At 35.4% G+C, this 23,985-nt stretch carries 21 protein-coding genes and 5 tRNA genes; 9 read left to right on the plus strand and 17 right to left on the minus strand.

Annotated elements, in window-relative coordinates:
• Positions 1-87 precede the first annotated feature (87 nt).
• The 6 genes from ACYH9I_RS01865 (at position 88) to rarD (ending at position 2,872) form a co-directional block, all read left to right on the plus strand.
• Positions 88-180: transfer RNA gene (locus ACYH9I_RS01865), tRNA-Ser, on the plus strand.
• Positions 181-198: 18 nt separating this feature from the next.
• Positions 199-275, plus strand: a tRNA-Arg gene (locus ACYH9I_RS01870).
• An 18-nt stretch (positions 276-293) separates the two neighbouring features.
• Positions 294-370, plus strand: a tRNA-Arg gene (locus tag ACYH9I_RS01875).
• 20 nt (positions 371-390) lie between these two features.
• Positions 391-467: transfer RNA gene (locus tag ACYH9I_RS01880), tRNA-Arg, on the plus strand.
• Between the two features lie 152 nt (positions 468-619).
• Positions 620-1,912, plus strand: coding sequence for a serine--tRNA ligase (gene serS / locus ACYH9I_RS01885; protein WP_483558476.1), 1,293 nt, complete (start codon positions 620-622; stop codon positions 1,910-1,912).
• A gap of 66 nt (positions 1,913-1,978) precedes the next feature.
• The gene (gene rarD, locus ACYH9I_RS01890; RefSeq protein ID WP_483558478.1) at positions 1,979-2,872 is read left to right on the plus strand and encodes an EamA family transporter RarD; all 894 of its coding nucleotides are present in this window, start codon (positions 1,979-1,981) and stop codon (positions 2,870-2,872) included.
• Positions 2,873-2,924: 52 nt separating this feature from the next.
• On the opposite strand, the gene pflA is transcribed toward rarD, so the two are convergent.
• The 5 genes from pflA to ACYH9I_RS01915 form a co-directional block, all read right to left on the minus strand.
• Complete coding sequence (gene pflA, locus ACYH9I_RS01895) at positions 2,925-3,704, minus strand: pyruvate formate lyase 1-activating protein (RefSeq protein WP_483558479.1); 780 nt, start codon at positions 3,702-3,704, stop codon at positions 2,925-2,927.
• 250 nt (positions 3,705-3,954) lie between these two features.
• On the minus strand, positions 3,955-6,237 hold the full coding sequence (pflB, locus tag ACYH9I_RS01900; RefSeq protein WP_483558481.1) for a formate C-acetyltransferase: 2,283 nt from the start codon (positions 6,235-6,237) through the stop codon (positions 3,955-3,957).
• Positions 6,238-6,305: 68 nt separating this feature from the next.
• Entirely contained in the window at positions 6,306-7,154 is an 849-nt protein-coding gene (gene focA / locus ACYH9I_RS01905) for a formate transporter FocA (protein ID WP_483558483.1), read from the minus strand.
• A 446-nt stretch (positions 7,155-7,600) separates the two neighbouring features.
• Complete coding sequence (locus ACYH9I_RS01910; RefSeq protein WP_483558485.1) at positions 7,601-7,834, minus strand: hypothetical protein; 234 nt, start codon at positions 7,832-7,834, stop codon at positions 7,601-7,603.
• 215 nt (positions 7,835-8,049) lie between these two features.
• A tRNA-Asn gene (locus ACYH9I_RS01915) sits at positions 8,050-8,125 on the minus strand.
• Positions 8,126-8,273: 148 nt separating this feature from the next.
• Here ACYH9I_RS01915 and ACYH9I_RS01920 point away from each other — a divergent pair.
• Positions 8,274-8,849 (plus strand): LOG family protein, encoded by a 576-nt coding sequence (locus tag ACYH9I_RS01920; protein WP_483558486.1) that lies wholly within the window; start codon positions 8,274-8,276, stop codon positions 8,847-8,849.
• A 54-nt stretch (positions 8,850-8,903) separates the two neighbouring features.
• Here the strand turns inward: ACYH9I_RS01920 and ACYH9I_RS01925 are convergent, their stop codons facing one another.
• The 12 genes from ACYH9I_RS01925 to ACYH9I_RS01980 all read right to left on the minus strand — a co-directional run bounded on the left by ACYH9I_RS01925 (position 8,904) and on the right by ACYH9I_RS01980 (position 22,851).
• Positions 8,904-10,658: a fructose-specific PTS transporter subunit EIIC gene (locus tag ACYH9I_RS01925; RefSeq protein ID WP_483558488.1), complete on the minus strand. Its 1,755-nt coding sequence runs from the start codon at positions 10,656-10,658 to the stop codon at positions 8,904-8,906.
• A 9-nt stretch (positions 10,659-10,667) separates the two neighbouring features.
• Positions 10,668-11,603, minus strand: a complete 936-nt coding sequence (gene fruK / locus ACYH9I_RS01930; RefSeq protein ID WP_483558490.1) for a 1-phosphofructokinase — start codon at positions 11,601-11,603, stop codon at positions 10,668-10,670.
• Positions 11,604-12,776, minus strand: a complete 1,173-nt coding sequence (fruB, locus tag ACYH9I_RS01935) for a fused PTS fructose transporter subunit IIA/HPr protein (RefSeq protein ID WP_483558492.1) — start codon at positions 12,774-12,776, stop codon at positions 11,604-11,606.
• 213 nt (positions 12,777-12,989) lie between these two features.
• On the minus strand, positions 12,990-13,997 hold the full coding sequence (gene cra / locus ACYH9I_RS01940; RefSeq protein WP_483558493.1) for a catabolite repressor/activator: 1,008 nt from the start codon (positions 13,995-13,997) through the stop codon (positions 12,990-12,992).
• 198 nt (positions 13,998-14,195) lie between these two features.
• Positions 14,196-14,951, minus strand: coding sequence for an iron ABC transporter ATP-binding protein (locus ACYH9I_RS01945; protein ID WP_483558495.1), 756 nt, complete (start codon positions 14,949-14,951; stop codon positions 14,196-14,198).
• The gene (locus ACYH9I_RS01950) at positions 14,948-15,919 is read right to left on the minus strand and encodes an iron chelate uptake ABC transporter family permease subunit (protein ID WP_483558497.1); all 972 of its coding nucleotides are present in this window, start codon (positions 15,917-15,919) and stop codon (positions 14,948-14,950) included. Before ACYH9I_RS01950 ends, ACYH9I_RS01945 begins: the two co-directional genes overlap by 4 nt.
• Positions 15,909-16,865, minus strand: a complete 957-nt coding sequence (locus tag ACYH9I_RS01955) for an ABC transporter permease (protein WP_483558715.1) — start codon at positions 16,863-16,865, stop codon at positions 15,909-15,911. Before ACYH9I_RS01955 ends, ACYH9I_RS01950 begins: the two co-directional genes overlap by 11 nt.
• A gap of 11 nt (positions 16,866-16,876) precedes the next feature.
• Positions 16,877-17,830, minus strand: a complete 954-nt coding sequence (locus ACYH9I_RS01960; RefSeq protein WP_483558499.1) for a siderophore ABC transporter substrate-binding protein — start codon at positions 17,828-17,830, stop codon at positions 16,877-16,879.
• 221 nt (positions 17,831-18,051) lie between these two features.
• Complete coding sequence (glnG, locus tag ACYH9I_RS01965; protein ID WP_483558501.1) at positions 18,052-19,506, minus strand: nitrogen regulation protein NR(I); 1,455 nt, start codon at positions 19,504-19,506, stop codon at positions 18,052-18,054.
• An 11-nt stretch (positions 19,507-19,517) separates the two neighbouring features.
• Positions 19,518-20,567: a nitrogen regulation protein NR(II) gene (gene glnL, locus ACYH9I_RS01970; RefSeq protein WP_483558503.1), complete on the minus strand. Its 1,050-nt coding sequence runs from the start codon at positions 20,565-20,567 to the stop codon at positions 19,518-19,520.
• A 75-nt stretch (positions 20,568-20,642) separates the two neighbouring features.
• Positions 20,643-22,052, minus strand: coding sequence for a glutamate--ammonia ligase (gene glnA, locus ACYH9I_RS01975; RefSeq protein ID WP_483558505.1), 1,410 nt, complete (start codon positions 22,050-22,052; stop codon positions 20,643-20,645).
• Between the two features lie 301 nt (positions 22,053-22,353).
• The gene (locus ACYH9I_RS01980) at positions 22,354-22,851 is read right to left on the minus strand and encodes a DUF4952 domain-containing protein (RefSeq protein ID WP_483558717.1); all 498 of its coding nucleotides are present in this window, start codon (positions 22,849-22,851) and stop codon (positions 22,354-22,356) included.
• Positions 22,852-23,004: 153 nt separating this feature from the next.
• On the opposite strand from ACYH9I_RS01980, the gene ACYH9I_RS01985 reads away from it, so the two are divergent.
• Together ACYH9I_RS01985 and secB are read left to right on the plus strand one after the other, a co-directional pair.
• Positions 23,005-23,445, plus strand: coding sequence for a rhodanese-like domain-containing protein (locus tag ACYH9I_RS01985; RefSeq protein ID WP_483558507.1), 441 nt, complete (start codon positions 23,005-23,007; stop codon positions 23,443-23,445).
• A gap of 25 nt (positions 23,446-23,470) precedes the next feature.
• Positions 23,471-23,947 (plus strand): protein-export chaperone SecB, encoded by a 477-nt coding sequence (gene secB, locus ACYH9I_RS01990; RefSeq protein ID WP_483558508.1) that lies wholly within the window; start codon positions 23,471-23,473, stop codon positions 23,945-23,947.
• The last annotated feature ends 38 nt before the right edge of the window (positions 23,948-23,985 follow it).

Consider the following 23,985-nt stretch of genomic DNA (forward strand, 5'->3'; position numbering starts at 1 on the left):
AAAAAAATGTTTGACTTATTTTTTGTAAAAAGTAATATGTGCGCCACACATTATGATTTTGTTGTTCAAGCAAAGTCATGATGTTTTGGTGAGATGGCCGAGAGGCTGAAGGCGCTCCCCTGCTAAGGGAGTATGCGGTCAAAAGCTGCATCGAGGGTTCGAATCCCTCTCTCACCGCCATTTAAAAAATTAAAATATGCATCCGTAGCTCAGCTGGATAGAGTACCCGGCTACGAACCGGGCGGTCAGGGGTTCGAATCCCTTCGGATGCACCATTTTAATAAATTCAAAACGCATCCGTAGCTCAGCTGGATAGAGTACCCGGCTACGAACCGGGCGGTCAGGGGTTCGAATCCCTTCGGATGCACCATTTTTTTAACGAACTTACACGCATCCGTAGCTCAGCTGGATAGAGCACTCGGCTTCGAACCGAGCGGTCAGGGGTTCGAATCCCTTCGGGTGCGCCATTTAGGTTGAATCCCGATATAATTCTAGTATACTAAGCTCACAAATTTTAATATCAATAAATCAATCTACTTTTGATTTATATGTTCTGTTATCTATATTAGAATAACAACAAAGTAGAAAGATATTCCCTAATTAATAATGGACATTATGTATGTTGGACCCAAATTTACTCCGAAATGAATTGGATCTTGTCGCTAATAAATTAGCACGTCGTGGATTTAAATTAGATGTTGATGCTATTCGTCATCTAGAAGAAAAGCGCAAGGTATTACAAGTTGAAACTGAAAACTTGCAAGCTGAGCGTAACGCTCGCTCAAAAGCTATTGGTCAAGCAAAAGCTCGTGGTGAAGATATCACAACTGTTCGTGAAGAAGTCAACAAACTAGGTGAAAAACTTAATAGAGCAAAAACAGAGCTTGATACATTACTCAATCAAATTAAAGATATTGCCTCTACTATCCCGAATATTCCTGACGATTCTGTACCTGATGGTAAAGATGAAAATGATAATGTCGAAATATCACGTTTTGGTACACCAAGAACGTTTGATTTTCCAGTTCAAGATCACGTTGCATTAGGTGAACGTTTTGGTGGGCTTGATTTTGCAGCTGGAGTAAAACTAACAGGTGCCCGTTTTGTGGTTATGAAATCACAAATAGCACGCTTGCATCGTGCTATCACCCAATTTATGTTAGATTTACACACCGAACAACACGGCTATGCCGAAATTTATGTACCGTATCTTGTAAATCAAGCAACACTTTTTGGTACAGGACAATTACCTAAATTTGCAGGTGATTTATTTCATACTAAACCACTAGATGAAGAAGCAGACAGCAGCAATTATGCGTTAATTCCAACAGCTGAAGTGCCAGTCACTAACCTTGTACGCGATGAAATTCTTGATGAAAGTGTATTACCATTAAAAATGACAGCACATACTCCTTGCTTCCGTTCTGAGGCGGGATCTTATGGTAAAGACACTCGCGGCTTAATTCGTATGCATCAATTTGATAAAGTAGAGTTGGTTCAAATTGTTAAGCCTGAAGAGTCTATGAAGGCGCTAGAGGAACTAACTGCTCACGCAGAAAAAGTACTACAATTACTTGAACTGCCATATCGAAAAATTGTACTGTGTACTGGTGATATGGGCTTTGGTTCATGCAAAACCTATGATCTGGAAGTATGGGTACCGGCTCAAAATACCTATCGTGAGATCTCTTCCTGTTCAAATATGTGGGATTTCCAAGCCCGACGTATGCAAGCTCGTTATCGTAATAAAGCTGACAATAAAACCTATTTAGTACATACGCTAAATGGTTCTGGTTTAGCTGTAGGACGTACACTTGTTGCAATTATGGAAAACTATCAACAAGCAGATGGGTCAATTAAAGTGCCATCAGTTTTAGTACCTTATATGAATGGTGTTGAGTTTATTAAATAAACACTCTTTCTCATGTAGATAATAGCGCTACTTGTTAGCGCTTTTTTATTAACAACGGTGGAAAAAATGATAAAAGGTGTAGTACTTTCAATACTTGCATCATGTTTATTTGGGTTACTTTATTACTATCCCGTTTTGTTACATCCCTTATCTGTTGTTGATATTTTTTGTTGGCGATTATTAACTTCATTTCCTGCAATAGTTGTATTGATCATTGTAGGAAAACAGTGGTCAGCTATAACTACACTTTTTAGACGAATAAAACAACAGCCACTCTTTTTATTAGGATTATTATTCTCTTCGGCTTTGCTCACAATACAGATGATGATTTTTATCTGGGCACCACTTAATGGGCATGGGTTATCAGCCTCACTAGGCTATTTTTTATTACCGCTAGCGATGGTGATTTCTGGACAGATCGTTTATAAAGAAAAGCTCAGCTTTTTGCAAAAAATAGCCGTTGGACTCGCTGTATTAGGCGTTGCTATTGAAATCTACATTACTGGGGCATTTTCATGGGAAACAGCTGTTATTGCCCTAGGGTACCCAATATACTTTATAGTAAGGCGAAAATTGCAAATAGATGGCATTTCTGGCACGTTTTCTGATTTTTTGTTTATCTTCCTAGGGTGCCTTATATATTGTGCTTTAAACTACCATTTAGGCAAAGTAATCAGTGATATTTCTCATTTTCATATTTATATCCCTATGTTAGGTATCATCACTGCGGTTGCTTTTGCAATGTATTTCGTTGCTAGTCGTTTATTGCCCATGGGATTATTTGGCTTACTGGGATATGTAGAACCCATACTACTAACACTTATTTCAATAGTGTTTTTACACGAAACAGTCTCATCAAAGCATATTGTATCATATGGATTTATTTGGTTATCAGTTGGTATTCTAGCTTTGGAGGGTGGGATTTTTGTTATGCGAGCAATAAAACGCAAAAGAATTTAATGGATACTAAAAAGGCGCAATTCATTGTGCCTTTTATCAACCGGTTATTTTTTTATTTACTAAAAGTCACATAATGACCATAACTCTCTATGATGCCTTTTATCCTATCAAGAGTCTCTCTTGGTGGTGCTTCAACCCCTTCCAATTTATATTTATCACCAAGCGTATCCCATTTATATGCCCCCATTTTATGGTAAGCAAGCAATTCTACACGCTCAATATTGTCCATCCCTTGAATAAATTGCCCCAGTAAATGTGCTGAATCATCATCATCGGTCCATCCAGGAACAACCACATAGCGTATCCAAGTTCGTTTATTGATTTTTTGTAAATATTTGGCAAACTCAAGAACCCGCTTATTAGGGACACCGACTAATTTTTGATGAATATCATCATTGACTTGTTTTAAGTCAAGCATAACTAAATCAGTGACATCTAAAAGTTCATCAACAACATGATCGAGCTGTCTTGCATAACCATTTGTATCTAAACAAGTGCTGATCCCCTCTTGATGACAGGCTTTAAACCATTCTGTAACAAATTCAGCTTGTAACGTTGCCTCACCACCAGAAGCCGTCACACCACCACCATTAGGCATAATAAAGCTCTTGTAAGAAACAATCTCTTTCATCAATTCATCAACAGTAACTTCTTTTCCCTCTTTTAAATCCCAAGTATCACGATTATGGCAATACAAACAACGCATTAAACAACCTTGAAAAAAAACAATAAAGCGGATTCCTGGACCATCAACAGTGCCAAAGGATTCAAAAGAGTGAATACGACCTTTAATAGGTGATTTGGTTGTCATAATAATATTTTGTTGTTCCATAGATAATCTCTAATCATTGCTCATATTGCTTTTAATAATTTTAACGCCGATAGCATTTGGCTTACACCAATTATATTAATCGACCCTAATTATATTTTGTTTAATTATACCGAATAAATATTAACAATATTCAATTATTCTCATCATATTGATATTTAATTAAAGTTGTCATCAATATTCTTTTAAATTTGATAAAAAAAATAGCGCCCTTAAAGGACGCTATTTTGATTCAGTTAATCAATTAACTCAATTACATTGCTTGCGTAAATGTACGATTAATTACGTCATTTTGTTGTTCTTTAGTTAATGAGTTGAAGCGTACAGCATATCCAGAAACACGAATAGTTAATTGTGGATATTTTTCAGGGTGCTCCATTGCATCTAATAATGTATCACGATTTAATACGTTAACATTTAGATGTTGACCACCTTCAATTGTTGCTTCGTGATGGAAGTAACCATCCATTAAGCCAGCTAAATTGCGCTTACGCACATCATCATCTTTACCTAATGCATTTGGAACGATAGAGAAAGTATAAGAAATACCGTCTTTAGCATAGGCAAATGGTAATTTAGCAACTGATGTTAATGAAGCCACTGCACCTTTTTGGTCACGTCCGTGCATTGGGTTAGCACCTGGGCCAAATGGTGCACCAGCACGACGACCATCTGGAGTATTACCCGTTTTCTTACCATAAACAACGTTTGAAGTAATAGTTAATACTGACTGAGTAGGAATTGCATTACGATAAGTTTTAAGTTTTTGAATTTTCTTCATGAAACGTTCAACTAGATCAACAGCAATATCATCGACTCGTGGATCATTGTTACCGAATTGTGGATATTCACCTTCGATTTCAAAGTCAGTCGCTAAACCATCTTCATCACGGATAGTTTTCACTTTTGCATATTTAATCGCAGAAAGTGAGTCAGCAGCAACAGAAAGACCCGCAATACCGCATGCCATAGTACGAATAACATCGCGGTCATGAAGTGCCATTAATGATGCTTCATAACTATATTTATCATGCATGTAGTGAATAGCATTTAATGCTGTTACATATTGTTTTGCTAACCAATCCATAAAGTGATCTAAACGGGCAAATACTGTATCGAAATCTAAATACTCATCAGTGATTGGGGCTTCCTTAGGACCAACTTGCATTTTTAATTTTTCATCCACACCGCCGTTGATTGCGTATAGAAGTGTTTTAGCAAGGTTTGCACGAGCACCAAAGAATTGCATTTGTTTACCCACAATCATTGGGCTTACACAACATGCAATAGCATAGTCGTCATTATTAAAGTCAGGACGCATTAAATCATCATTTTCATATTGTAATGATGAAGTATCAATTGATACTTTAGATGCGAACTCTTTAAATCCACTTGGTAATTTTTCAGACCAAAGGATAGTCATATTAGGTTCTGGTGATGGACCCATTGTATATAAAGTATTTAAGAAACGGAAAGAAGTCTTAGTAACTAAAGTACGACCATCAACCCCCATACCTGCGATAGATTCAGTTGCCCAAATTGGATCGCCAGAGAATAATTCATCATATTCAGGAGTACGTAAGAAACGAACCATACGTAATTTCATAACGAAATGGTCGACAATTTCTTGCGCATCTTTTTCAGTAATTAATCCTGCTTCAAGATCTCGTTGGAAGTAAATATCAAAGAAAGTCGACGTACGACCTAATGACATTGCTGCACCATTTTGTGATTTAACCGCAGCTAAATAACCAAAGTATGTCCATTGTACTGCTTCTTGTGCAGTTTTAGCTGGAGCTGAAATATCATAACCATATTTAGCGGCCATTTCTTTAATTTGACCAAGCGCACGATGTTGTTCTGCGATTTCTTCACGACGTTGCATAGTCATTGCTAAATCAACACCGTTTTCGAAATCTGCTTGTAATGAATTGAATTGTGCAAATTTGTCTTGCATTAAGTAGTCAATACCGTAAAGTGCAACACGACGGTAATCACCAATAATACGACCACGACCATAAGCATCCGGAAGACCAGTGATAACACCAGATTTACGACAACGAAGAATATCTGGAGTATAGATATCAAAAACACCTTGGTTATGTGTTTTACGATATTCTGTGAAGATTTTTTTAACTAAAGGATCAAGAGTTCTGTTATAAGCTTTACAAGAATTCTCGATCATTTTGATACCACCAAACGGAATAATCGCACGTTTTAGTGGTTTTTCAGTTTGTAAACCAACAATTTTTTCTAAATCTTTTTCAATATAACCTGCATCATGAGCAGTAATTGTCGAAATAACACTAGTATCAAAATCCACAGGGGCATGGGTAGCATTTTCAATTTTAATGCCTTCCATTACTTTATCCCATAACTTAGTTGTGGCTTCGGTTGCGCCAGCTAAGAAAGACTCGTCGCCCTCATATGGCGTGTAGTTTTTTTGAATAAAATCGCGGACATTAACATTATTTTGCCAATCACCATCTTTAAAGCCTTTCCAAGCAGCTGCTTGTACTTCGTTTAAATTACTCATAGTTTTTCACCTCAGGTTTACAAAAATATCTATTTATCCTCTTATATATGAGGGTAAAGATTATAAAATCAATGCGGCTTACGTAAATATAAAGCCCAATAAGGTAGCGCCACAGCTAAACCACCTAAAATATTCCCTATTGTCACTGGAATTAAATTATTAAATACAAAATGCGTTACTGTCAGCTCTTTAAATGCATCAGGTGATACACCAGCTGCTTGCCAAAATTCAGGAGAAGCAAAATTGTTAATGACAATGCCCATGGGGATCATAAACATATTTGCAATGCTATGCTCAAAACCGCTAGCGACAAACATAGCGACAGGCAATACCATAATGAGCATTTTATCGAGTAAACTACGTCCAGCATAACTCATCCAAGCAGCCAAACAAACCATTAAATTAGCGAGAAAACCAAGACACACAGCTTCAATAAAGGTGTGATGTAATTTATGATCAGCTGTTTGCAGAACATTCAATCCCCACAAACCATTAGCAACCATATGCTGACCAGAAAACCAAATAACTGTGACAAACAGTATAGCACCAATAAAGTTACCGATATAGACAAAAATCCAATTACGGATCATTTTCGCCCAGCTCACTTTGTGAGTCATTTTAGGTAAAATGGTTAATACGGTTGAAGTAAATAAGTCCGAACCACAACAAACAACCAGCATTAGTCCTAATGAAAAACAGATACCACCGACCAATTTTGCTAAACCAAAAGCGACGGTTGCGGTTCCGGTTGTTACGGTAATATAAAACACAAAAGCAATAGAGATAAAAACACCCGCAAGAATCGCAGATAAAATTGTGCTACATAGGGGCTTATTTACTTTGTAATTACCAATATCTTCGGCAATTTTCGTCATTTGTGCGGGAGAATTGGAATCCACAAGTTTATCAGTACTCAAACTAACATCCTCAAAAAAACTAGGGTTTTATGAGACGCATAGTATACTCAAAAATTGAGGCAGATCACGTTTTTTTTTATGAAAAAACTTTAAAACTAAAAAAATCTATGTTTATTAAAGAAGTTGCTAATAATAAAAATTTCATAGGCGATTTTTTCTAAGGGAAAGTAGGAATTTTTGATTTGGAGACGTTTGTTTTTAACAAAAACAAATAAAATTAATATGTTATTAAATATTTTTACAAAAAATACCTTTTTAGCTGAGCAATAAACTCGCTATTATTAATGAGTTCAATGGAGAGAGTTGTTGCTTAACACAACTTCGAATTGCTTTTACTGGTTTAATTTCGATAAAAGGTAGATTTTCGGTTCTAATATTAATGATAAATTAATCAAATTGTTGGGTAATAGCGTTTGATCATAATCAGTAATTTTAATCCCAAGATGCTATAAATCAGCTATATCGCTTTTATTTTCATGCATGTTGAATAAAGACTTTTCACTCACTATCATTTTGATTTTAGCACCGTGTTTTTTTGTGTTGACGGAATAAGTGTAATTACCATTTGCTCCTTGGTCGTTTATCGTATATTTTGCATTAGAAATAGGATAAAACCAAAAAATAAAGACAAATAAGGTCGATAATGTTATACAAATTAAATGAATTTCTAGTTTTGACATATTTTGAATTTGATTTAAATAAAAATGTTAAAAAATTATCACTAAACTTAGATACTCTCCAAATATATTTTTATAATAATGATATATAAATTAGATAAATACCTAATAAAAGATGTGGTTTTAAGCGTATTTACTGCAACAATGAAAGGAATCAATACGTATATTATTGACATAAAAAAAACCTGTTTATAAACAGGTTTTAAGGATTCGGAAATTGGCTCCTCCAACAGGACTTGAACCTGTGACATACGGATTAACAGTCCGCCGTTCTACCGACTGAACTATGGAGGAACACTTAACACGCAGAATATTAACTATTTATAATGACAATGTCAATCTTTAAAACACTAAACAGAATCAACTGCTCAGCTTGTAAGCAAATTCTGTGATTACTGTGTTAAAATAATAGGTAAGAGATATAAAAGGTAGAATAAAATTGATGAAAAAAAATATTTGTGTTTTTTGTGGTGCAAGCGATGGTAGTCGTCTAGAATATCGGACTCATGCTGAACAATTAGGTAAAATATTAGCTGAGCAAAACAGGCGTTTAATCTATGGTGGTGGTAATAAAGGCTTAATGGGTATTATTGCTAACGCAGTCTTAGCTCATGGAGGCGAGGTAATTGGCATCATTCCTGAACGTTTAGTCAAAGCCGAAACGGCTCACCACGGTATCACTCGTTTAGAAGTGGTGGATAATATGCATCAGCGCAAAGCAAGACTTTCTGAGCTTGCCGATGGCTTTATTGCAATGCCGGGCGGAACAGGTACGCTAGAAGAAATTTTTGAAGTCTGGACGGGTATGCAAATCGGTTATCACGAAAAGCCGGTGGCTTTATTTAATCCAGCTGAATTTTGGCAGCCTATGCTCAATTTTTTACAGCATGTGGTGAATGAAGGTTTTGTCCGTGAGACCTTTTACAACACATTAATTGTTGATAATAACCCTGAAAGTATGCTTGAAAAAATGGATAACTTTGTTCCTAAAGATTTGCAACGTTGGGTTAAGAAGTAGTTTGAAGAATAAAAAAACGCCATCATTTGATGGCGTTTTTGTTGATATAAGTTATTAAACTGTTTCAACTTCATTAGTTGATTCTGGCTCTGGTTGTTTAATAAATGCATAAGCCACACCAGCAATAACGGCACCAACAACAATAGATAATAAGTAGCCAACCACTGGTTTAACAACCCCCGGAATTGCTAAAGCAAATAAACCACCATGCGGCGTCATTAATGTTGAACCGAAGGCTAACGCCATACCACCAGTAATAGCACCACCAATAATACAACATGGGATAACACGTAATGGGTCGCGCGCAGCAAATGGAATTGCTCCTTCTGAAATAAAGCATAAGCCTAATACCAATGAAGCTTTACCGCTTTCTTGTTCAGGTTTAGCAAATTTCTTGCGTGCAATAAGTGTTGCAAGTCCCATTGCTAAAGGTGGAACCATGCCGCCGGCCATAACGGCTGCCATTGGCATATATTGATGTTGTGAAATTAATGTTGTTCCGAATAAATATGCTGCTTTATTAATAGGTCCTCCCATATCAGTACACATCATTCCACCTAGAATTACCCCCAAAAGCACAGCAGTATTTGGATTTGAATTCAGCGAATCTAGCCATGAATTCAAGAAAGCCATTAACCATGAGATAGGGATCCCTGTATATTCCATCGTAAGACCTGTTATTAGGGTTGCTAATAAAGGAATAATCAAAATCGGTTTTAACGCTTCCATACTTTTTGGTAATCGCAGATATCTCGTCATGAGCAAAACAAAATATCCGGCAAAATAACCAATAAAAATACCTCCTAAAAATCCAGCCTTGGTTGACTCAGCTATCATTCCTCCAACAAGTCCAGGAACAAGTCCTGGTCTATCAGCAATAGAATAAGAAATATATCCAGCTAATAGTGGAATCATAAGTTTAAAAGCTATATCGCCAATTTGTTTTAAGTGCGGCTCTCCAACAAGCTCGTTAACTAATATTTCTTTTACTACTTTTACGCCATTTTCTAAGACCTCAACCGTTTTTGGTACATCTCGAAATTCACCCAATGCAAATGATAGAGCAATAATCAAACCGCCAGCTACAACCATTGGTAACATGTACGAAATACCCGTTAAAAGGTGTTGATAAAATCCTTTTTTTTCTTTATTAGATTTAGCTACCGAAGCATTAGCACTTGGTTGATACACGGTTGCTTCTTCAAATGCTTTATCAAATTCTTGTGCTGTTTTTTTCAGGGCCGGACCTGTTTTGGTGCGATAAAGTTTTTTACCCGCAAATTTGCTTAAGTCGACATCGATATCACAAGCAGCGATAACCACATCGGCAGATGCGACCTCTTCTGGCGTTAATTCATTACCAACACCAACTGAACCACGAGTTTCAACTTTACACCACCAACCACGTTTTTTGGCTTCTTCTTCAATGGCTTCTGCCGCCATAAAAGTATGAGCAACGCCTGTTGGACAAGCAGTAACAGCAACAATACGTTTTACACCATGACTTGGCATTGCTGTTGGTGCCACCTCAGCAGATTGTTCATAGACACTCGCTTTACTTTGTGCATCAGTTAAAATCTGTTTTGGATTAGCAAAAAGTTGATTTAACTCTTCAACCACATACACTTTTTTGCCAACCACAGATTTATCACTAATGGTTCCCGAACCGACAGCAACAATAATATCTGCTGATGCAGCAGTGTCAACGATGTTTAAATTTAAGGCATTTGCCGCTAAAGCTAATTCTGCTTTAGCTAAACGTCCATTAACTGGACCTGCATGACTACCTTCAATAATATATATATTCATGAATACTCCTTATGCAGCAATTATTTCAATTTTTTCTAGCATATTATTTACAGCTTGGCGCTCAGCAATACCCACACCAGCCTGTCCAACCGATAGAGCCGCAACACTTGATGCAAAGACTAAAGTGTCTTTAATTGATTGCTCAGTGATTAAACCATACATTAAACCAGCGACCATTGAATCGCCAGCACCCACCGTACTAACCACTTGGCATTTAGGTGGTTTTGCTAACCATGCTTCATTTTTAGTGACCCATAATGCACCTTTACTTCCAAGCGAAATGATAACATTGTCAACGCCGCCATTAACTAACTCCATAGCAGCCTTTTTTACATCATCCAATGTCGATAATTTACGACCTATCCACATTTCAAGCTCTTTATCATTTGGTTTGATTAACCATGGTTTTGCTTTTAATCCTGCGACCAATGCATCTCGACTACTATCGAATACAATTTTTGGACAAATCGCTTTAACTTGTTCCATCCAATTTGTAAATTTATCAAGTGATACCCCAGCAGGTAAGCTACCGCAGATAGCAACCATATCAATGTTTTTTAACCATTCAAGAGAATTTTTTACAAAGCTTTGCCAATCTTGCTCACTAATAGTAAAGCCCGAAAAATTCAGATCTGTTACTTCACTATTTTCTTCGGTCAATTTGACATTAATACGTGTACGGCCTTCAATTGTTTCAAATTTATCAACCACATGTAATGATTTAAATAATAAATTAAATCCATCACGGTTTTCTTTACCTAAAAAACCACCAACGGTTAATTGAACATCTAAATCCGACAAAACTTTAGCAACATTGATGCCTTTACCAGCAGCAAGTAACGCATTAGTTTGAACTAAATTAACATCGCCAAGCTCCACTTTTGGGCAAAAACCTAAAAGGTCATAAGCAGGATTTAATGTAATTGTTGCAATACGATAAGTCATTTAAACACCCTCACCTAAACCGCTTTCAATCGCTTTTCCAATTGCTTCAAGTGCTTGTTCGGCATCATCTCCAACGGCGGTAAATTGTAATCGACTGCCTTTTTTGGCACCTAGTGCAACAATTTTCATTAAGCTCGTTGCACTTACTGGTTCACCTTTACCGTCTAAATTAGCAACAGTCACTTTGCAGTTAAATTCTTTAACGAGTTTGACTAAAACCGACGATGGACGGGTATGTAAGCCGTTTTCGTTAGGAACAATAAATTCACAAGTGAGCCCGTCGTTATTTGAGCTTGTCTGTAGTGCAGAATTTGAAGTTGATACCTGCTGCTCAGAAAGCAACAAATTAATGAGTTTATCAGCATTAGCTGATACTAGTTGGTCTAGTTTTTGATTGTAAACTAAAGAGGCAATATTACTGACAACGTCAGAAATAGCATCATCAACAACAGACATTGTGATAAGTAATTTAACCGGGTTTCCGATTTCGTTTAGATTGCTAGTTGTACGGCTAATGGCAATGGCATTTTTTATATTGCCATTTTTGCTATCATTTAACCAAACACCGCTTCCAAGGTAATTTGGCTTGCTGTCTAACACGTCAGTAATAAAAGTTGCATTTACCGCATTTTGTTGTTTCAAACGTGAGGCATTCAATGCTTGCATCATAGTTAAACTATCTGCGGGAATATCAAGTAGCAATGATGATGAGTCAATAGTAAATTGGCTGTCTTGAGCACTTGTTTTGCCAGTTAAAATGGCAATGGCTTCGTCGGCAGTTTGGATCTTTTTAATTCGTTCTTCAACACCATCTGCACTAAGTATATGGGTTAATTGTCGAAGCAATTCTAAATGTTCATCAGAACTTGCAGCAATACCGATTGCAAGATAGGCTTTTTCCCCCTCATCTCCCCATTCAACACCATTAGGAAAGCAAAAGACTTGCACCCCTGTTTTTTTGACTAAATGGCGAGTTTTGGTTGTGCCATGAGGAATAGCAAGACCTATACCTAGATAGGTAGCCGCTTGAGATTCTCGTTCAAGCATTCCGTCGACATAACCTTGTTCAACAAATCCTGCATTAGTTAAGGTTGCAGCAATTTTTTTTATCGCTTCAGTTTTATTAGTGGCTTGTTCATTTAAATGAATATTCTCTTTAACTAAATGAAACATATCATAAATACCTCTGGGTTAAATGTAGGTAGATTTAAAAATTCGCACAAAAGCAAATCCTTTAATTAACCTTAATTGAATCGTTTCAGCAATAATGAATTGATTAACATTAATTATCCAATAAATTATGTCTATTAATAATTTATTTGTGATCTGGATCTTGTTTTTATTTAAACTAATTTAAAATAAATAATAAAATTTTTATTTATCAATTTATTTACGACCTAAACTACCCCTATAAATTAAGCGTCTTGGGATTATTGTGGTACCAGATTGATAGTTTTGATTATGCAAATAATTTAAAAATAGTTTTATTGTGACGCTAGCAACTTCTTTATGATCTTGTGAAAGTGATATTACTTTACATGGCAAAAAATCTAACAGTTCGTTATCACCAAAAGTAGCAATTGTTAAGGTTTCGGGTAAACGTCCAAACTTTCTTAAAATTGCATCAATGGTTCCTTGTAATAAAGAAAAAGAAGTTGTAAAAATGCCATTAGGCATTGCGTGACTTTCTAGCCATTGACTAAAAGCAAAATCAGCATCGTGACGACTATAATTATTTGCATATAAAAAATCAACTTTATTGCAATGATTAAGTTTGATATCGTTAAAACCATCTAAACGAAGTTGACTAACAGATAAATTAGGCAAAGCCCCGATATATACGACAGAATCTTGTACAAAGTTATTGAATGCTTGAGCTAGCGATTTTGAGTCTTGTTTGTCTGCACCTACAATGTTTCTAAATTTCGATGTAGACAATACTCTATCTAGCGCAAATAGAGGAATTTTTTCGTTTTGCCAGTCATCATAAAAAAGACAATCTTGATTAGAAACGAATGACGATGAAATCAGTAACGCGTCGACACGACGTTGTTGAAGATGCTTGACACATTCTTTTTCAATTTGTGGGTTATCCTTTGAGCATGCCAGTAATAATTGATATCCTTCTTTTCTGGCTAATTGTTCTAAATAATTGGCGATGCGAGTATAACTGTTGTTTTCCAAATCGGGAATAATAATGCCGATAGTTCGCGTTTTACCTGCTCTAAGCCCTGCTGCTACTGCATTAGGTCGATAATTATACTGTTTGACAACCGCCATTACTTTTTCGATTGTTTTATCACTAACGCGGTACTTTTTGGCTTTTCCATTAACAACATAACTTGCAGTTGTCCTTGAAACACCAGCTAAAAGTGCGATTTGTTCTAATTTCATAACGCTATCCCAACTAGAATATAGTTAGTTATTTAACCTGAATCAAAATAATTTGTAAATAATAATTATAATTTTACTCAATAAGTTAGCTTGATTTCACGTTTTATAAAAAAGCCTAAAGATAAAAATGATTAATCTCCAAAAAATAAAATTTAGTTAATATCTAAATCATATCCATAATAATAAACGTATTAATCATTAGTAATAAATAGCAATATTTTGATCATGAACATTTTCAATTTTGACCGGTGTATCAAATATATCTTCTAAAATAATAGCATCCATAATCTGTTGTGGGTTACCTTGATATACCAGTTCTCCATTTTTCATGGCTAAAATATAGTCTGAATAGACGGATGCAAAGTTAATATCATGAATAACGATCACAATTGTTTTACCTAGCTCATCGGCAGCACGGCGTAATTGCTTCATCATTGCGACAGCATGTTTCATATCAAGGTTATTGAGTGGTTCGTCAAGTAATACATATTCCGTATCTTGGCATAACACCATGGCAACATAAGCACGTTGCCTTTGCCCACCAGAAAGCTCATCTAAAAAGCGATCTTTATATTGCGTAAGATCTAAAAAATCAAGAGCTCGGTGGATATATTCATAATCATCAGCAGTTAATCGCCCTTTGCTATAAGGGTAACGCCCAAATCCAACTAATTCAAAAACAGTTAATCTGCTAGTAAAACGATTCTCTTGTCTTAATACGGATAAATAGGTGGCCAACTTATCACTTGGTGTGTTCACAACATCCATATTTTGAATTTTAACTTGCCCTTTATCAGCAGATAAAAGTCGACTTATGATCGATAATAATGTCGATTTACCTGCTCCATTTGGACCAATGATTGCAGTAATGCCACCTTTTGAAATTGTCGCGTTGACGTTTTTTAATACAGGTATTGTTTGATAGTTTTTACTAATATTATTAATTTCTATCACATCGGCACCTTTTTCAATAATAAGAAGATAAACAATGAACCGCCAATAAATTCAATCACAATAGATAATGCACCAACCATATTTAATATCCGCTCTAAGAACATCTGCCCGCCAACAAGAAAAATAACACCTAATAAAAAAGCAGTAGGAAGTAAAAAACGATGTTTGCTTGATCCACTAACACTATAAGCTAAATTAGCAATTAAAAGCCCTAAGAAAGTAAAAGGTCCAACTAATGCTGTAGATATTGAGACCAAAACAGAGACTAACAATAAAATAATCGTAATACTTTTTTGGTAATCAATACCTAAATTTATCGCATTATCACGCCCTAAAGCCAAAACATCAAACTGATATCGCATTATCCATAAAAACAAACCGATGATAACAATAATCACTAATGAAAAGACGATCAATATCGGTTCGGCACGGGTAAAGGTTGCAAAAATGCGGCTTTGTAATATCGCAAACTCAGACGGTGTCATTAAACGCTGTAATAGATTAGATAAACTGCGGAATAATGTTCCTAAAATAATACCAATTAATAATACCAAATGTAAATTTTGCTTTAGCTTAGTAAATAATCCTCGATACAAAAATAATGAAAATAAGACTAATAAAAGTGATTCAAAGATGAATCTACCAACCATACCAATATAGGGAATACCTTGTGTATCAATAAAAAAGATCACAAGAGTTTGTATTAATACAAACAGCGATTCAAACCCCATAATAGAAGGAGTTAATATTCGGTTGTTCGTGACAGTTTGGAAAAGCAATGTTGATGTTGCTGCCGAAAAAGCAACTAAAATCATCGTCAGCATAATCCAAGTTCGATGCATCAAAATATAGCTAATATTACCTTTAAGGCCTATCGTCATAAAGCAAGTAATACAAATTAACGCAATTATAAATAACCAAAAGACTCTTTTTTGACTTGAAAGATAACGTTTTTGATTAATTAACATGGCGTTTTCGACTCAATAAGATTAAAAAAATAATAGCACCGACTACGCCAAGAATAACACTCACAGGAATTTCAAAAGGATAGCGAATTATTCGTCCAATGATATCGCAAATTAAAACCAGCCCACTACCAAACAAACAGATCCATGGAATGGTTTTACGAACATTATCACCAAATAATAAGCTGACAATATTTGGTACAATTAATCCAAGAAAGGGTAAAACACCGACCACAACAACGACAATACCACCGATTAATGCAATAACAATGAGTCCTGTCAACATAACTCTACGATAATTAAGCCCAACATTGATGGAAAAATCTCGACCTAAGCCAACAACGGTAAATTGATCAGCACTCCAACAAGCAAGTAGCGTTAATCCGCCGACTAACCATAATAATTCATAACGACCTTGCAAAATACCAGAAAAATCACCGGATTCCCATCCTCCTAGTGATTGTAGCAAATCAAAATACATAGCAAAAAATGTAGTAACAGCGCTAATAACAGCCCCTAACATAATACCAACAAGAGGCACCATCAATGCTGATTTAAAAATGATTTTACGAGAAATTATCATAAAAACCATCGTACCAACCATTGCAAATAAGCTGGCAACAGTCATTTTAGTCATAACACTTGCGCTAGGAGCTAACACCATCATAATTAATAAACCAAGACTCGCTGATTGCGTCGTGCCAACTAAAGAGGGTTCAACAAATCGATTTTGAGTTAATAGTTGCATTATTAAGCCAGCAACACTCATGGCACTACCTGCTAATAATAAAGCAACCGTTCTAGGTACACGGCTAACAAAGAAAATTTCGCACATGTTGCTATCAGACCATAAATCCAATGGCGTCACATTCCCAGCACCAATAAACAAACTTATTGCAGTCATGATCAATAAAATGAAAATGCCTGCAATAAAATAAAAAGATTTAATCATGCTTTACATTAATGAGCTGGTTCAGTTTGCAAAGCAACACCTATTTGATCCATTAAATGGCTATAAGTTTGAATACCGCCAGAAATATAGATCGATGTTGAATCTAAGTAAACAATATGATTGTGCTGCCATGCTGAGGTTTTTTGAATTAATTCATTATTCAATACTTGCTGTGCTGATTGTGCTTCTTTATTACCAATTGCATTATCTCTATCTAAAACAAATAACCATTCTGGATTAACACTTAAGATAAATTCCGAAGTCACAGCATTACCGTGGCGTCCTGCTTCTTGGAAAGTTGTGGCTGGTTTGAATCCTAATACATCAAATACAAAACCAAAACGAGATTTTTCACTATAAGCAGACATTTTGCCACCATTAACCATGATAACTAATGCACTTCCTGCCGTGCTTGTTTTTTGTTTTAGTTGTTCTATTTTTTGATTAAAATCAGCCAATAACTTATTAGCTTCATTTTGCCTATGAAAAATATCACCTAATTGTTGGGTTCTTTGCGTTATGCTTCCTAAAAAATTGTTGTAATCAATATCTAACGAAATCGTTGGCGCGATATCATTTAATTTATTATAAGCATCATTGGCTCGACCACCAGCAATAATAATATCAGGCTGAATAGAACTTAAAACCTCATAATTTGGTTCAAATAAAGTACCCACATTAGTGTATTTTTTACTGTCATATTTGGATAAGAAAGTTGGGAAATGTACGTCTGATTGAGGCACTGCTGTAACAGGAATATTTAATGCATCCATAATATCAAGCGTTGCTGTATTAAAAACAACAACTTTTTTAGGGTTGTCAGGTACTTCAGTTTTGCCTTGAGAATGTTCAATGGTAACCGTTTTTACAGATGGTTGCTGTTCTTTTTTATTGTCACATCCAACTAAAACAAGTAATACCGTAAGTAAAACTACGGATTTAGCTTTGATATATGAATACATTATAACTCCTAATTATCAGCCTAAATAAAAATCAACAAAACGATAAATTATAATAATTATCATTTACATTAAGATTGTAACTAAAAAAGATATAAGGTTCAATGAACTTTAAGTGTTTAAAACCATAATATGCAATAAAAGACAGACTAAATAGAAGTAAAACGATAATAACCAGACTAAAAGCTACCGATTTATTTCGGTAGCATAGTGAATATCAATAGTTAGAATTCCTGATTTGGATTAATTGATAAATCTTTAAGCTTACGAGTTAATGTATTACGTCCCCATCCTAATAGATGAGCAGCATCTTGTTTATGTCCCCGTGTAAAATTGAGCGCACTCTTTAATAAGATACATTCAACATCGTGCATTACTTCAGTTAAAATGCCCGTTTGGCCACTTGTAAGCGCTTGTTTTGCCCATTGTTCTAGTGACATTTTCCAATCTGTTTGTTGTTGTGGTAAGTGACTAGCAGATAATGTAATATGTTCATTTGTAGCAATGGTTTTAGTTGTTGATAACTGCAACAACTCTGGAGGTAAATCTTTAACAAAAACCTCTTTATTTGAAGACATTACTGTAACCCAACGACAGGTGTTTTCAAGCTGTCGGACATTACCAGGCCAATTAAATTGGCATAATACATCTAATGCTTCTAAGCTTAGTATTTTACTTTCTACTCCAAGCTCTTTTGCCGTTGTATGTAAAAAATGTTCAGCAAGTTTTGGAATATCTTGCGCTCTATCGCGTAAAGGTGGAAGTAATATACGAATAACATTTAAACGATGAAACAAGTCTTCTCTAAATTTGCCTTCCCTGACTCTTGCATCTAAATCTTGATGTGTAGCGGCAATAATACGCACATCAACTTTAACGGGAGAATAGCCACCAATACGATAAAACTGCCCATCGGCAAGCACCCTTAATAATCGGGTTTGAACATCAAGTGGCATATCACCAATTTCGTCCAAAAATAAAGTACCACCATTAGCCTGTTCAAAACGCCCATGTCTAATTTGAGCAGCACCTGTAAATGCGCCTTTTTCATGCCCAAAAAGCTCAGATTCAATCAGCTCTTTAGGAATCGCCGCCATATTCAATGCAATAAAAGGGGATTGTGAACGAGGGCTGTGGGTGTGTAGTGCTTTAGCAACTAATTCTTTACCAGTCCCTGATTCACCATTAATTAATACACTGATTGACGATTTAGATAATCGTCCAATAATACGAAAGACCTCTTGCATTGAAGGTGCTTCACCAATAATACCTGTTGATGCTTTTGCTGTTGTATTATTGCTGGTTTTATTGCTTTGAGTTTGTGAAATTGCACGCTCAACCAGTTGTATAACTTCATCCACATCAAAGGGTTTTGGGATATAATCGTAAGCACCTTTTTGATAGGCATTTACTGCCGCATCAAGATCCGAATGTGCAGTCATAATAATAACAGGTAAATGAGGTAATTTTTCTTTAACATAGTGGAGCAATGTTAAACCATCAATCCCAGGCATTTTGATGTCTGATATTAATACCGCTGGCTTTTCAGCATAAGTGATCAAAGCATCCATCACATCTTGACCAGTTGAAAAGCTGACACACTTGAAATTGGCATGAGTTAATGCTTTTTCTAATACCCAACGAATTGAACTATCATCATCAACAATCCAAACATTCATTTTAATTTACCTCACTGCTTAATTGGCAAATAGACAGAAAACACTGTATGCCCAGGCCAACTATTAAATTCAATTTTACCGCAATGTTGATCAACAATATTATGAGCAATCGAAAGCCCAATACCTGTACCATCTTTATACCCACTCACCATAGGGTAAAATAAAGTATCTTGTATATGAACTGGCACACCTGGTCCCGTATCTTCGATATCAATACGAGCGCATAACCGATAACGTTGTCCATGTAAAGTAACTTGGAAAGCTGTTCTTGTCCTAATGGTAATTGTGCCAGTATTCGAACCAATAGCCCGCAAAGCATTGCGAACAATATTCAAAATTACTTGTTCTATTTGTTCAGAGTCATGAATAAAATCGGGTAAGCTTGGATCATAATCACGTAAAATTTCAATATTGATGGGCTTTTCCAAACACAGCAAAGCATAGATACGCTCTATTGCTTGGTAAATGCTTTGTTCTTTTTGTTGCAACCGTTGTTGCGGACCTAATAATCTATCTACAAGATTACGTAATCTATCTGCTTGTTCAATAATGATTTTTGTATAATCTTGCAATTCATTTTTAGGTAACTCTCGTGATAATAACTGAGCTGCACCTCTGAGCCCACCTAATGGATTTTTAATTTCATGAGCAAGTCCTCGAACTAATTCACGAGCGGCACTTTGTTGAGCTTGTTGTAATTGTTCTTGGCTAAGGCGTTTATGATTATTTAACGGTGCCATTTCAATCAAAATTCGACCATTAACTAACAGCTGAGCTGTCAACGATAAAATATGTAATTCATTATTAATAACTAAATTAACTTCATTATCTGTAAAACCTTGATTTTGAGCTAATGCACTGAGCATCAAATTAATATCTAAAGAAAAATACCCCAATAAATCAGGAAAGTAACTTTCTAATAATTTTTTAGAGCTTTGTGCTAATAACTGCTGTGCAGCGGTATTGGCATAGAGAATATTGAGCTTTGTATCAAGTAATAAAATACTTGTAATCATAGAATCAAGAACAAGATTAGCATCAGATTCATTATTAAATGTCATCGTTGGATTTCCGTCCTGATTAGAAACCACCGCTAATAAGCGGTGGGTAACACACTAAGTTATATAAAAAATAATTTATAAGCTATAGTACAATTCAAATTCAACCGGATGTGGCGTCATACGTACACGATCAACATCTTGGCGTTTTAAATCAATGTATGCATCAATAGTATCATTAGTAAAGACATTACCACGTGTTAAAAACTCACGATCTGCATCTAATGCATTAAGTGCCTCTTCAAGCGAACCTGCAACTTGAGGAATTAATTTAGATTCCTCTGGTGGTAAATCGTATAAGTTTTTATCCATCGCATCGCCAGGGTGAATTTTATTAATAATACCATCTAAACCAGCCATTAACTGCGCAGCAAATGATAAGTACGGGTTACCTGCTGGATCTGGGAAGCGAACCTCAATACGACGAGCTTTAGGGTTAGTCACAACAGGAATACGAATTGATGCAGAACGGTTACGTGCAGAATAAGCAAGCATAACTGGTGCTTCATAGCCCGGTACCAGACGTTTATAAGAGTTAGTTGCAGGATTAGTAAATGCATTGATGGCTTTAGCATGTTTGATAATACCACCAATATAGAATAATGCCATTTCTGAAAGACCTGCATATTTATCCCCAGCGAATAAATTTACACCATCTTTCGCTAATGATTGGTGACAGTGCATACCAGAACCATTATCACCAAACATTGGTTTTGGCATAAATGTCGCTGTTTTACCATAAGCGTGAGCCACATTTTGTACGACATATTTATAGATTTGCACTTCATCAGCTTTTTTAGTTAGCGTATTAAAGCGACATGCAATTTCGTTTTGACCCGCAGTTGCAACTTCATGATGGTGAGCTTCAACCACTAAGCCAAGCTGCTCCATAATTAAACACATTTCAGAACGGATATCTTGCGATGAATCAACTGGTGGAAGTGGGAAATATCCACCTTTCACGCCTGGACGATGCGCTTTATTACCTTCTTCATATTTTGTACCAGAGTTCCAAGCCGCTTCAATATCATCGATATGCACAAAACTACCAGACATTGGTGAACCAAAACGAACATCATCAAATAAGAAGAATTCCGGTTCAGGCCCAAAAATCACAGTATCAGCAATACCCGATGATTTTAGATACTCTTCGGCACGTTTAGCGATTGAACGAGGGTCACGATCATACCCTTGTAAAGTTGCTGGCTCTAATACATCACAACGAAGGTTTAACGTTGTATCTTCAAAAAATGGATCGATTACGGCTGTTGAAGCATCAGGCATTAACACCATATCTGACTCATTAATCCCTTTCCACCCAGCAATGGATGAACCGTCGAACATCTTGCCATCTTCAAAAAAATCGGCATCTATTTGACTAACAGGAATTGTCACGTGTTGTTCTTTACCTTTAGTATCAGTAAAACGTAAATCAACAAACTTAACGTCGTTTTCTTTAATTAGTGTTAAAACTTTTTGTGTAGACATGTATCTTCTCCATTAAGGACAAATAATAATTGTTCAGTTTTCAAGGCATTTTTGCCAAACTGTTATAACCTATGCAAATATAATGCCAATTTTTCAACGGTGCATTCATGAAGCAAGCATCACAAATAGTAACATAGATCTTAATGTTGCACCATAATGGTTAGATAAGCACCAACTTAATGCACCAAAATAATTCATCATACTTCCACAATCGTTTAATCGTCTAAATCGACAATATTTACACTTGAATTGATGATAAATTACCACGCTGCAGATCACTTGCCGAATAATACTCCCAAAACTACACTGGAGATCTATCACCAGAGACAATTAAGTAAAATGTTACCTTATCCTGATCATGTTCAACGGTTTCTTCTGAAACCAATACAACATAATAGTACATATTATCTTTTGGATTAATTATCGTTACATTCTGACCGCCCATTTCCCAATGGCAACAAACCAACTTTAGTTCAGTCATTCCCATTTTCTGAGTTAAATACTCTTGAGCTTGTTTTGCATCTTTTCCTTCTATTTTATAAATGGCTTCAATCGATCTTGTTTGCCCATAATCATCAACATCACAACGTTCATATTGAAAATAATCCGGTGCAGCATCATCAAATTCACGTAAAAAATCACGGCAAGTCAAATCTGGATCATAACTCGAAGGTTCAATAAGTGAAGCATGTTTTTCACCACTAACTTGCTCTAAAACTACATCGTAATTACCATTAGCAATCACAGAAGAAACAAAAAAAAATAATAAAAATAGTAAGATAGGCACTCTAAATTGCATCAAAATTTTTCCTTATATCCAACACATTTTATAACCTTTTAAAATAAAACAATTCACTATAAAACAATTTTTCAATTATTGGCACTATATTTCATTACGCATTATCGTTATAATCTCACCTTAAAATTGAAAAAATTAGGTAATCATACAAGTATGGAATTTATTACACTCGAAATTATACCTTTTATAAAAAATCATCTTTTGCTTTCATTAGGTTGGATCGTTTTATTTATTGCAATCATTGTATTAACAATTAAAAGTAAATTATCTAAGGTCCAAATTATAAATAATGTGCAAGCTATTCATATGATCAACAAACAAAACGCGGTTATTATTGATATTCGATCTAGTGATAGTTTTAAAAAAGGTCATGTTACTGAATCTTATAATATTTTACCGATAGATATAAAAAACGCGAGTGCAAAATCAATTGAAAAATTTAAAGAAATTCCCATCATTTTAATTGATGAAAATGGCCTATCATCCGTTGGCATTGGTGAGTCACTGGTCAAACAAGGTTTTTTACATGTGCATGCTTTAAAAGATGGCATTGCTGGATGGAATGGCGAAAATTTACCATTAGTTAGAAAATAATATAATTTTAAAATAAGGTGTTATCATGACAGAACAAAACAATACACAACAACCTGAAACACAGTTTTCTATTCAACGTATTTATACTAAAGATATTTCATTTGAAACTAATAATGTTCCTGAAATTTTTACAAAACAATGGCAACCAGAATTAAATATTGAATTAAATTCATCTTCACAAGGGCTAAGCGAAAATGTGTATGAAGTTGCGCTTCGCGTCACTGTAACAGTAAAACAACAAGACGAAGTAGTATATATTTGTGAAGTGACTCAAGCGGGTATCTTTTCACTTATCGGATTTGATGAAGGTCAAATTCAACATTGTGTAGGTGCCTATTGTCCAAACATCTTATTCCCTTACGCACGTGAGGTCATTTCTAGTTTAGTCAATAAAGGGACATTCCCTCAAATAAATTTAGAGCCAGTAAATTTTGAAGCATTATTTATTAATTATCTTCAACAACAGCAACAACAAGCCAAATCTACTGAAACATTACAATAATAATTATTATATTTTAGTTAGTTAACGATAAGTTTATT

The organism is Gilliamella sp. X-23 (assembly GCF_057063545.1).